We start from the raw sequence: 11,896 nt of genomic DNA on the forward strand, positions 1-11,896 counted from the left end.
TAAAAACAGAATAGATTCCATTTGTCGCCACGATACCAAGATCGCTGGCGATAAGTTTTATGAATCACAATCATAAAATTACTCCAAAAGATTCACATCAAGTATTTCGTTAAGCTCATCATACTGTGAGGGATCCATATCTCTAAGCGCTTTTTTTGCTGTTTCAAACAAATCTTCTTCACAGCCGATTCCCATAGAAACACCCAAGGGTTTTTCTGCAACAGAAACTGCCATTCTCTTTTCAATCCACTTGATATCTGATTTATTTTTTTGCAAAACGGTATCAATCAGGCTTTGTCTCAACAGAAATCTGTCACCTATCTTTTGTAAAAGAAAATTCAAAAGCTTTATTCTGCCTTTTTCATTTTCTGACACTGGTTTTTTTGACAGTAAGCGTTTGTTTGCCAGATAGAAAATGGCTGTAGCCTGTAGCGACAACGATTCGTTTGCCCTGTGGGAAATCACACAGTCGGCATCCAGACCGATTCTTAACAGAAAATCACAAACCACATCACTGTTTTTCATTTTTTTTGGATCGAAGTGTATCAGCTGTACATTTTCTTTTCCGAAAACAGTATCGAACTTTTCAAACCTGTTTCTGTAATGGGGGTAGTCGTTTTCAAAATCAAAAGTATACGCACCCCCCTTGACACGCTCCTGAAAACTGCTTGACATATAACTGGCCGGGGAGCGCACATAGGCGACAATTTCAATTTTCTTAAAAAAGCGCAGCAGAAAACTACGAAATGTGAGCAGTGAGGGCTTCGGCAGGACGCTGATATCTTCCCCTGACAGAAGAAAAGTACTGCAGTGAGGATTTTCGGAAAGATGCTTTGCAAAAAGTTCCTTTACCGATCGGTTGTAAGCTTTCACCTGTTCCTTACTTTTCCCTGCTCGACTGTGTATATGATAGTGCTCCGGTTTTGGCACAAAAAGGCTGTATATAGGGATACTGTGATTTTGCGCATGCAAATTGAAATAGGAGAATGTTTCGTCTGTCAAGCTGCTTAGCGCCTGCTGTATGGATGTAGAGCCCGTTTTGTGCATGCCTATATGTACAATACAAAGCTCTTTCTTTGCAAACTCTCCATCGCTGGCAAAACCTTCCTGAACAACAAATTCAAATTCCTCCTCTTTGCATTTCAGACGCACATCATCCAGTGTATCAATGTCATATTTATATAACAATCCCACATCACCCGTAGGGTGGATGTTGGCAGTGACAAGGTCATCTCTTTGTACACTTGCCGACAGGTCAGATACTTTTTTACCGTTGACATAAAGTTCGAAAGAGAGCGGCCTGCTAATCTTTCTTTCGTCGAAAAACCACCCCTGTATCCGTGTATCGTCGATAATTTGTGCCGTTCCCTTTATTGTATGCATTCCGTCCCTTCTTTTGTATTGTTTTCAGGAGAAGATCTCAAAAATATGACTGAAAAATCTTCTCTTTCTAGAGTCAAATTGGGATTATAGTACGGGTCGCCTTCTTTTAAAATTTTACTCCATTTGTTTTTCATGAATTCCACCTCTTTTTTAAAACGTTCCTGTTTTTCGGGAGTATCCTCCTCTCCCCTGCTTTTAGATTCATGATGGTACGCTTCCACCCATGGAGTAAAAAGATTTAAATACCCATTCTTTTGCAATTTCAGGCAAAAATCGACATCGTTGAACGCAACTTGCAGGTTTACCTCATCCAGACCGCCCACTTCGTCATAGATGGCTTTTTTGACCATTAGCAGTGCTGCTGTTACAGATGAAAGGTTCTGGACAATATGCAGCCTGGAAAAATAGCCTGGAACATTCTTTGAGAAATATTTGTGAGCATGGCCGGCAACACCACCGATCCCGAGAACAATACCGGCATGCTGAATGGTGCCGTTCGGGTAATAGAGTTTGCTTCCAACCGCACTCACATCGTCTCTTTGAGAGAACATCAGCATCTCCTCGATCCAGTTGGACGTAATAATCTCTATATCGTTATTCATCAGGACTATATGCTTTCCTTTAGCACAGGACGATACAGCAAAATTGTTGATCTTCGAATAGTTAAAAGTGTCATTGTACTCGCAGAATCTTACCCGGCTATCACGCTTTTCAAGCCTTTTCATCTCTTTGAACGTCTCCCACTCTTTCGAACGGTTGTTGATGCCAATGATCTCGTAATTTTGATAGCTTGATTTTTTCAGGATGGATTCAATACAGGTTTTTAAAAGTTCAGGCTTGTCCTTAAAAGGAATAATAATACTTACAAGTGGCTCCTCCTTAAGCTCGTACTTCACCCTATAGGTACCGGGATATTTTCCATTTTTTACATCGGCTTTTATAGCCCTTCTCTTCATCGCATTTTCAAGTGCTTTTCTACCTGCTTCCTGTGCATACGATTTAGCGGAATATTCTGCAGCTGTGGAGCCTGGAACTTTTCTCCAGTGGTACAAAACCTTTGATATATGTGAGATCTTTTCTGTATGTTCAAGCACCTTCAGGTATAGATCGTAATCCTGGCTACCTTCAAGTCCGGCCTCCCATCCTCCAACTCTGTCAACCAGCTCCTTTTTAATGACAACCAGATGGCTCAGGTAGTTTTGGGAAAGGAACATATCGGGAGAGAAGTCTGGTTTAAAATGAGGTTCAGCAAACGTACCGTCCTCTTCTATTTTGTCTTCGTCACTATAGATGAGCTCCGCTGCTTTTGTATTAATGGCTTTGAGAATTTCATAAAGTGCATCAGGTGTGAGCTCATCATCATTATCCATTAGTGCTATATATTCTCCCTTTGCTAACTTCAGGGCCTCATTAGAGGCTCCACAGATTCCTAAGTTTTTTTTCAGAAAGCGTATTTTTATTTTGTGATGGTCGATCTTCCGCAAATACGCTTTTGTTTCTTCGCTTGTCGATGCATCGTCGGCAATACACAGTTCCCACCTTCCATACCACTGATTTTCAACAGATTCAATAGCCAGTTTGAGCCATTTTGGTACAACATTATAGACCGGCATAACAATGGAGAAGAGAGGCTGTTTTGAAAATCTTTTAATCTCATAGCGGATCTTGCTTGAGAGTACCGGCCTCTCATAACGATAGGAAAGTGCTTTTGGAAAAGGCCTGATACCCTTGAGCATCTCTTCGTATCCAAATTCTAGGAAATGCCAAAATAGGGGAAAATCCGGCTGATACTCTTTTGCTTTTTGTAGATCAGGATTGTTTAGTAGATAGATTTGCTCTTTAAAGTAGGGGAACTCCATACCAATGCGCCTACCGCCATTTTCGACCTCATTGCGGCCGAACCATATAAAGTGGTCTGTCGCATTCAAAAAATCTCCCCTTTCCACGGCTGTCGCAACATCTGGATTTACTTCCAAATAGTCTGCTTCGTCAAAAATTTCAAAAAATGCATCAGGTATCTTTTTTTGTTTCTTTTTGAACTGTTTTACCTTTTTTGACATCAAGATTTTATTTTTCCACCCTTCCGTATAGTATTTGTCAAGCTGTTTTAGTTTTTCTTTGCCCGTGCCACTTTCCGTATTGATTGAAAAATTTTCATGCTGTCGCGTCAGATTCCGGTTGTAGTATGGGTCCTTCAGAAGCTGCTTTTTCCACTTTTCAAGCATATATTTTATTTCTCTTCCAAATCTTTCTGTCTTTTCGGGTGTATCGTCTGACCCGCGGCTTATGGACTCATGGTGATAGAGTTCGGAATAGGGTGTCCAGAGGTTTCGATAGCCTTTTTGCTGGAGCTTCAAACACAGGTCGACATCATTGAACGCGACTGCGAGATTTTCTTCGTTCAACCCGCCAGCTTCAAGATAGACCGACTTTCGCATTAATAAGCAGGCCGCAGTAACGGCAGAGTAGTTCTGGATAATTTTGAGCCTTGAGAAGTATCCGTGGTGATTCTGGGGAAAATATTTGTGGGAGTGCCCTGCGACACCGCCTATACCAAGCACAATACCAGCATGCTGGATCGTGTGGTTGTCGTAGTAAAGTTTAGCACCAACCGCTCCGATCTCTGGACGTATAGCATGCTGTACCATTTCACTCAACCATCCGCTACTGATGATTTCCACATCGTTGTTTAGTAGCCCGATTATCTCACCCCTGGCATATTGTACTCCGTAATTATTGATGGCGGAGTAGTTGAAGGGATGGTGGTACTCCAGAATGCGTATATGCTCATGTTTTTTCAGTATCTCAAAATAGCGCAGCGTTTTCGGGTCTGTTGATTCATTATCCACGATCAGTATTTCATAGTTTTCATAAAGTGTTTTTTGGAGAATGCTCTCTATGCACTTATGGAGAATATTGTAACTGTCCCTCGTAGGGACTACGAGAGATACCAGGGGCATTTCAACGATAGGATACACAACCTTGTACGTATTTGCCAACAAACCGTTCTCTACGGAAATAGACCTATCTTTTCGTAAAAAATAATCTTGCAGCCCCCTCAACCCTGCATCATGCGCATAGGCTTTTTCATTTGAGCCGTAGGCGGTAGAACCTTTGATGGCACGCCAGTGGTAGAGTATTTTTTCGACTCTGCCTATCTCCTCTTTACCGATATGATCGAGACATCTCAGTACAAGGTCGTAATCCTGGCTGCCTTCGTATCCTTTTCTGAACCCTCCAACTTTATCAATAATCTCTTTTTTGATTATAAGCAGGTGTGTTATATAGTTCTGGGAAAAGAACATGTCCGGATTCCAGCCAGATTTGAAATGCGGCATGTACCTATTTGAATTTTCATCGATCTTGTCCTCATCGGAATAGAGTATTTTGAGTTTTCTGTCTTCATTCAGCTTTTTGGCCATCTCGTAGAGTGCATTCGGAGAAAGGGTGTCGTCATGATCAAGAAAAGCGACATAGTCACCCAATGCAATGGAAAGAGCTGTATTCGATGCTTCCGATATGTGTCCGTTTTTTTTCCTGTAAACCACTTTGACGGCCGGATGTTTTGTTCTGTAGTATTCCAGCGTATCGATAGTTTCACGGTCTGTCGAAGCATCATCTGCGATACATAGTTCCCAGTTTCCGTATGTCTGGGAAAGGACAGACTCCAGCATTTCCGTCAAATATCTTTTCTTTGTGTTGTACGTCGGCACAATGATCGAAATAAGAGGAAAAAAGCCCAAAGGCTCTGTGCGATATATCTCTTTCTCGTTTTTTTCTATCCATATCCTGTATTCGGACTTTTTATAAAAACGGGTATGCTCATAGGAGTGCAGCCTAGACCAGTCTTTTTCAAGTCTCTCAAGCATTCCCTGCCAACCATGCTTCTTATAACGAACATGCGACTTTCTCACGATGGCAAAAGGATCGTTTGTTCTCTCCTGCCACATCATGTACATCAAGCTACCTGTGCTTTTTATCAGGGAAAGTATCATTCTTCCAAGGACCTTCATAGTTTCGGCTGGCTAAGCATAGAGTCATAAATATACTCAAGCTTATGTTTATTAATTATACACTATACTCACTTAATTACCGAATTAAACAGAAAAGGAGTTCTGTCACGAACTATGTACACTATGGAGATTTTTCACTTTCAGCATTATGGGATCAAGAATGCCAAAACTATACAAAAACCTTTAATAGAGAGAATGGAATGTAAAGAAGGAGTGTTTTCACTAGCTGTAGTGCGCGATCCGTATGATTACTTTGCTGCAATGCTGGATACTGTATCTGAAAATAGTACGCTCTTTTCGCAAGATATCGACACAGCTCTGTCAGAAAAAAGTACCGATGATTTTTTGGCATGGCTCGATACCCTAAATTTTATACCACTATACGATCCCCAAACATTTTATCTAGATGCAAAAAAAAGAGTGTATGTAGCCTTGGAAAATCTGGAAAGTTTTGATTATGTAGTTCCCTATGAAGAATTAGGTATCTTTTTGGAACATTTTCCAAATGTATTTGCCATAGAGAAAAGTCAAGAAAGTTCTCTACGGTTTTCAGCATCAAAACTGAAGAAATCTTCTCTGATAGAGAAGTTCCTCAAAAAAGACAGGATACTTTACAGTAAAACTATCGAACTGTGGCAGAACATAAAAGAGAATGACTTCAAGCCTCTTATTACAGAAGTAATGTACATACCAGCTTTTATTCCACTTGAACAAGTTGACGGTTTCAAGGCTGCTTGCGGTAACATGAATGAGAAGATGATACAAGGATTTGCCGTAAATTTGGAGCATGAAACGGTTTTGGAGATTGAAATATACCGGAACGAAAAATTTCTGTGCAAGCTTTTGGCCAATATGCCAAGACCAGATATTCAGCAAAAATTTAAGCTCTCGTCCGGACAATGCGGTTTTCAAATGAATTTTGATACCCCTATTTTCAGGAAAGGGGATTTTGTCGAGCTTGTAATATTACCTCATAATATACTCATTCCCATTGTAGGGAATGCAAAAGCATTTCTATCGGCATAAAAACTAATCTTTATGGTTTTCGACAATAGCCATCATGGCAACGATGATACTGTAGATAAAGAAGAAAACCATCAAAAGGGTAAAGATATCCCAAGGTTTGTTCGGATAGTCATAGTCATCCGGCAGTGTCGGGCGGGACACTACGATAAGATGTTTAGATTTTTGGGCTACTTCTATTTTCATCTCTTCCTGATTTATAAGCGTTTGCCGGTAAACCTCTTTGGCAAACTCCATATCGCTCTTAAGCAGTTTAAATTCAAATACGTTGGCATTGAGCTCTGCACCCTTTGTGTTGCCAGCAAGCTCTTTGTCTACACGCTTGATTGAATGCCTGAGATTGCCAATGGTGGACTGAAGAAGTTTCATTTCACGGCTGTTTGGGTTGAAGGTCCTTATCTTTGTATTGTATTCCACTTCGCTTTTGACAAGTTCGGTCTCAAGTTCGGCCAAAATAGTAATTTTTCGTTCTACATCCAATGAAGGGTCTATGGTGGAATGCTTGTTCTGGTAAATAATCAGATTTTTGATGGCATCCATAAAACTCTTTCTTTTCTCTTCCCTCTGCTTTTCAATAAATGACAACGCAATCTTGGCATTTTCGCGTACAAAATAATTAATGATCTCTTCTGCCCTACGAATAATACTTCGCAAAATACGCTGGGCGGTCTCCGGATCGGTATGGATGAATGTCAGCTCTAGTGTGCCGGAAGGGTCATCGTAAAAAACGATCAGATCTTCGTTGTATTTGTTGATAATGTTTTTCTTGTTGGCACGATAGATTGGTATGGATGAATCTTTGTAGAGACGCTGGGCAAAGTCAAGCTCATCGCTGACGTAGTGCTTGCTCAGGTTATATTCGCTATCGATATAATTGAACATTTCAGGGGAACGGATATAGAGTTCGAGGACTTTTGAGTCCTGCATGGTACTGGATATCTGCCCTAAAAACATATTACTCATTTCAATTGTCTGTTTTTTTGAAATATCTTTTAAAAGTGTAATGCTTGTGGACTCATAACGCTCCGTTTCAACAGATACAATATAGTAGCTGACTGAAAGAAATACGAGTACAAATATAGTTCTGATAAATATTTTCATTGTTATCCTTTGGTGTTCAGTCTATTATAGTGTGCAACTGCATCATCAATATTGTCATAAAAAAAAAGTTCTCCCTCATGCAACAGCAACCCGTTCTGACACATTTCTTTCAGAGTTCTCATGTCATGGCTGACAAGAATGATATTGTGGCTTTCTATTTTTTTTCGTAAAGCGGTTTTTGCCTTTTCCTTAAAACGGGTGTCTCCAACAGAAAGCGTCTCGTCGATAAGCATATAGTCAAAATCGAAAGCAAGACTAAGCCCAAACCCTATCCTGCCCCTCATTCCCGAAGAATACTTTTTGATCGGCATATCAAAATAGCTCTCTAGTTCGCTGAACTCTTTGACATACGCGACAATACGTCTGGTCTCCTCCTTGCTTTTTCCATACAGATTACATACAAACTTGACATTCGCATGCCCCGTCATGTTTCCCACAAAACCACCTGACAAACCTAGAGGCCACGAAAAGGTTCTGTCGGAAAAAATATAGCCGCTGTTTGGAAACTCAATACCACCGAGCATTCTCATGAGCGTCGATTTTCCCATGCCGTTTCTACCGAGAATACCAATATTGGTATCGGGAAGTACCATCGTAATATCTTTGAGAATATACTTTGTCTCATCATTTGCCTGAAAAAACTTGCTTACATTTTTCATTTCGATCATTCGGAAACGATCCTTTTTTCCAATATTCGGTACAGCCAGAAAGCCATAAAATAGACTGAAAGCGTCCAGAGCATCACATAGCGGTAGTCAACAAAACGGTCGTCAAGACTGTCAAGATAAAAACCGTGTATCATCTCCATGAAATGGGTCAGCGGATTATAAAGTAAAATTTTCTGCACCAAAGGAGGCAGTGAAATAATCGGATAGAAAACTGCAGAGGAAACAAGCAATACAAAAGATGAAACTGCGACTATTTTTCCGATACTGACAAAAAACGTACTGCCTACCGCTACAAGTAGAGAGATACCGATAGTAAAGATCCACAACCAGACCACCGACAGAAACACCATCAAAGTATTTTCAGGAAGAAAATTTTTATATTCCATAAAAAAGCCGATGGTAAAAAACATAACTGAAACCATACCTGTCAAAAAAAGTTCTACCAAAGCTCTGGCCACCAGTGCATCAACTGGTTTAACCTGCCTATAGACAAAAAGGCCTCTATTTGCAACAAAGGCATTACTCGAAGAACCCAGCACATGCCGGAACATATTGAAAGGAATGAACCCTGAAGCCATAAAAACTGCGAGATCATAACTAGTGTCTCCCCCCCTGCTAAAAGCACGGATAGCAAGGAGAATGGAGACTTGTAAAAAAGGCTCGAAAAAGAGCCAGAAAAGCCCACTCTTCCCAATACTGATACGCATTTCGACTTCCCGCAGAAAAAGCGCTTTTATCACGGAAAAAAAGACCAAAAATGGTTTACGCCGCATCTGTATGCTACTCGGAAAGATATTTCAGCGTCACGAACGGCGCAGCTATGGCAGTCAATGTTTTAAATGGTGAAGTATAATTATCGGATGCCACTTTGAACTTTTTCCACTCATCTGGCTGTACATAGACGATATCATTGGGACGAAGCATCAGACTGGCGTAATTCATGGTATCATAATTCGTTAGATCAACCTTGCGGATACTCATACCCTTCTGTGCATCATGGGAAACGATGACAACGCTGTTTCGGACCGCATCGTCCGTAAGACCACCGGAAAAAGCAATGGCTTCAAAAAGAGTCATCTTCTCTTTGTCAAGTTTGACAACACCCTGCTTATTGACCTCGCCAAGCACGTAAACCCTCTTGTTCATGATCTCCACATAGACGGATGGATCTGTCAATTCTTTGCGATAGAGTGCTTCTATACGGTTTGCAGCCTGTGTTTGCGTAAGGCCGACTACTTTTACTTTGCCGATAAGTGGAAGCTTTACATAGCCTGTAGCATTTACAAGTACACCTTCCGGGTTTATGTTTTCTGTAAATTTCTGCATCACTTCCGCTGAGATCTGTCCGGGATCTTTATAAAGCAGAATCCTCAGTCTGTCTTGCGGCAGAATTTTATACTCGATACTTGCAGCGCTGACCCGCTTTTTTTCCACAGCTTTTTCGGTCTGCAAAAGCTGATACTGCGACCTACCCGTACATCCATGAATAAATATAACAAAAAAAACTGCTATTATATAATATATAATTTTCACCGATCTCCTCCTCCACGTCAAGCTGACATCGGGCTTTGTGTAGTATTATACCCAAACCATATTAAGGGAAATTATCAATATTTTGAGAATCAACAACCCCTACTCGGTCAGGGAATTATTCCCAACAAGATTAAACCCCTATATCCACTTTTCGGTTATCCAGGTATCTGCTCACGCCTTCGACGATCCCTTCGGCAATGCGTTCCTGGTAGTCGGAAGTGAAAAGCCTTTTCCTCTCTTTGGAGTTGGTAATGTACCCTACTTCCACAAGGATAGAAGGCCGGCTCGCACCTACAAGTACGTAGAAAGGTGCCGGTTTGGCTCCGCCGTTGCGTGCATCTTTGTAACGACTCTGTACCCGCCTCATGATGCCGTTCTGCACATCGATAGCCAGTTTGTTCGATTCCACGATCTTGGGACCGTTCAGCACCGAATCGATGATGACATCCTTACTGAGCGCATCCGCCCCCTGCAATACAGCGGTATTTTCTCTTGCCGCTATTCTTTGGGAACGTGCATCCCGTGTTTTCTGAAGGAAATAGGTCTCTATGCCTTCCACCGCTTCAAATCTGCTTTTATCCGCTATCGCGTTTGCATGGATGGAGATGAAGACCTTCGCATCCATCTTGTCGGCGATTCGGGTTCTCTCTCCGAGTTTCAGGAATTTATCTTTTCCTCTGGTCAGATAAACCCTGTATCCCTTGCGCTTGAACTCTTTTGCCAGTTTTTTGGTGATCTGAAGTACAAGGTCCTTCTCCTGCTTTCCGTTGCAGAGCGCACCGCAGTCATGCCCTCCATGCCCCGCATCGATGACCACAAGATCATCTGACCTGTCCGGACCGACACATCCAGTGACCGTCAGCATGACTGCCATTCCCAGTAAAAAATATTTCAGATATTGCATTGTTCTTCCTTTTATTTTAGGGTCTTAGAGGTACCCTTTAATCAAAATCGATCTCTTTTCTTCGGTTGTCGAGATAATTGTTTATCCCCTCGGCGATCCCTTTGGCAATGAGCTCCTGATATTTTGGCGTAAAAAGCCTTTTACGCTCCCTTGGGTTGGAAATATATCCTACTTCTACCAGTATGGAAGGTCTGCTCGCTCCAACCAGTACCCAGAATGGTGCATATCTGACCCCACCGTCTTTCACACCCCTGTAATTGGCACGGAGGTTGGTTATGATACGGCGCTGAACATCGATGGCAAGCTTGTTGGACTGAACAATCTTCGGTCCGTTCAGTACCGAATCGATGATCACGTGCTTGCTCAATTTGTCACCCGCACCCTTCAGAACTGCCTTGTTCTCACGTGCCGCAATCCGCTGGGACTTTGCATCTCTCGTTGTCTGCAGAAAAAACGTTTCTACACCATGTACCTTGTTGCGTTTTCTTTTGGGTACCGAGTTGGCATGGATGGAGACAAAAACTTTCGCATCTTTCCTGTCTGCGATTTTCGTACGCTGTTTCAGTTTTATAAAACGGTCATTCCTTCTTGTCATAGAGACAGCATACCCTCTTTTTTTCAATTGTCTCTCCAGACGCTTTGCGATCTGAAGAACAAGGTCCTTCTCCCTTTTGCTCCCTGCGATCGCACCGGTATCATGACCACCGTGTCCCGCATCTATTACGATACGTTCTTTGGCATGCATTCTTTTTGAACTGTATTTGACAGGCTTTTTAGACCTGCTTTTAGGATGGTTATACGTAGCTGACACTTTCTTGGATGTATCTTTGATGTACTGTTCTATTTTCTTTTTGATATTCTGTTTATTGTCCGATCGTGAGCTATTCGATACTGTAAATTTCGGTAAAGGAATATTGTAACTGTTGAAAGTAAAAAGCGGTTGATAGGCATTGCAGGTATACCTTTTTCCCGCTTCAATCACGATACGTACCGTATCTCTCTGATATTGGGACAGTCTGATGGATCTGCAATGCGAACTTGCAAGCCCTTTCCCTACCTTTTTATGCGCCAGATGTACATTTCTCAGATCGAACACTTCCCGGTAGGGCCTTTTCAGGGTAAAATGTTTGATATTGTTTTTACTGTAGGATTTACTGAAGGAAAGATGCAATTCACCTTTTTGAAGTTCTGCCTTTTTCAACAACACCGGCGATGAAAAAAGCAGAATGGGGCTTAGAAGAATGACAAAAAGAATCCCAAGAGATTTCACT

The 11,896-nt window shown here is 41.6% G+C and carries 9 protein-coding genes; 1 reads left to right on the forward strand and 8 read right to left on the reverse strand.

All coding sequences use genetic code 11. The features are described 5' to 3' along the window. Positions 1-78: 78 nt before the first annotated feature. Together SUN_RS08945 and SUN_RS13130 are read right to left on the reverse strand one after the other, a co-directional pair. On the reverse strand, positions 79-1,383 hold the full coding sequence (locus SUN_RS08945; protein ID WP_012083491.1) for a hypothetical protein: 1,305 nt from the start codon (positions 1,381-1,383) through the stop codon (positions 79-81). Beyond that, complete coding sequence (locus SUN_RS13130) at positions 1,371-5,342, reverse strand: glycosyltransferase (protein WP_050748051.1); 3,972 nt, start codon at positions 5,340-5,342, stop codon at positions 1,371-1,373. Before SUN_RS13130 ends, SUN_RS08945 begins: the two co-directional genes overlap by 13 nt. Positions 5,343-5,591: 249 nt before the next feature. Here SUN_RS13130 and SUN_RS08960 point away from each other — a divergent pair, with 249 nt between their 5' ends. Next, positions 5,592-6,422 (forward strand): hypothetical protein, encoded by an 831-nt coding sequence (locus tag SUN_RS08960; protein WP_148154687.1) that lies wholly within the window; start codon positions 5,592-5,594, stop codon positions 6,420-6,422. 3 nt (positions 6,423-6,425) lie between these two features. On the opposite strand, the gene SUN_RS08965 is transcribed toward SUN_RS08960, so the two are convergent. From SUN_RS08965 to SUN_RS08990, 6 genes are all read right to left on the reverse strand, one after another. Next, positions 6,426-7,520, reverse strand: coding sequence for a capsule polysaccharide export system inner membrane protein (locus SUN_RS08965; RefSeq protein ID WP_012083494.1), 1,095 nt, complete (start codon positions 7,518-7,520; stop codon positions 6,426-6,428). 2 nt (positions 7,521-7,522) lie between these two features. After that, positions 7,523-8,188 (reverse strand): ABC transporter ATP-binding protein, encoded by a 666-nt coding sequence (locus tag SUN_RS08970; protein WP_012083495.1) that lies wholly within the window; start codon positions 8,186-8,188, stop codon positions 7,523-7,525. Then, positions 8,185-8,961 (reverse strand): ABC transporter permease, encoded by a 777-nt coding sequence (locus SUN_RS13135; protein ID WP_012083496.1) that lies wholly within the window; start codon positions 8,959-8,961, stop codon positions 8,185-8,187. Before SUN_RS13135 ends, SUN_RS08970 begins: the two co-directional genes overlap by 4 nt. 7 nt (positions 8,962-8,968) lie before the next feature. Next, complete coding sequence (locus SUN_RS08980) at positions 8,969-9,721, reverse strand: polysaccharide biosynthesis/export family protein (protein WP_012083497.1); 753 nt, start codon at positions 9,719-9,721, stop codon at positions 8,969-8,971. Between the two features lie 130 nt (positions 9,722-9,851). After that, positions 9,852-10,625: an N-acetylmuramoyl-L-alanine amidase family protein gene (locus tag SUN_RS08985; protein WP_012083498.1), complete on the reverse strand. Its 774-nt coding sequence runs from the start codon at positions 10,623-10,625 to the stop codon at positions 9,852-9,854. A 37-nt stretch (positions 10,626-10,662) separates the two neighbouring features. After that, positions 10,663-11,895 carry an N-acetylmuramoyl-L-alanine amidase gene (locus SUN_RS08990; RefSeq protein ID WP_012083499.1) on the reverse strand — a complete coding sequence of 411 codons (1,233 nt, stop codon included), beginning with the start codon at positions 11,893-11,895 and terminating at the stop codon, positions 10,663-10,665. Position 11,896 lies beyond the last annotated feature (1 nt).

Origin of the sequence: Sulfurovum sp. NBC37-1, assembly GCF_000010345.1 — a bacterium.
Lineage (GTDB): Bacteria > Campylobacterota > Campylobacteria > Campylobacterales > Sulfurovaceae > Sulfurovum.

Coding starts and splice junctions, on each gene's coding strand:
- SUN_RS08945 (WP_012083491.1), bottom strand. CDS start 1,383: ATGCATACAATAAAGGGAACGGCACAAATTATCGACGATACACGGATA.
- SUN_RS13130 (WP_050748051.1), bottom strand. CDS start 5,342: ATGTACATGATGTGGCAGGAGAGAACAAACGATCCTTTTGCCATCGTG.
- SUN_RS08960 (WP_148154687.1), top strand. CDS start 5,592: ATGGAATGTAAAGAAGGAGTGTTTTCACTAGCTGTAGTGCGCGATCCG.
- SUN_RS08965 (WP_012083494.1), bottom strand. CDS start 7,520: ATGAAAATATTTATCAGAACTATATTTGTACTCGTATTTCTTTCAGTC.
- SUN_RS08970 (WP_012083495.1), bottom strand. CDS start 8,188: ATGATCGAAATGAAAAATGTAAGCAAGTTTTTTCAGGCAAATGATGAG.
- SUN_RS13135 (WP_012083496.1), bottom strand. CDS start 8,961: ATGCGGCGTAAACCATTTTTGGTCTTTTTTTCCGTGATAAAAGCGCTT.
- SUN_RS08985 (WP_012083498.1), bottom strand. CDS start 10,625: ATGCAATATCTGAAATATTTTTTACTGGGAATGGCAGTCATGCTGACG.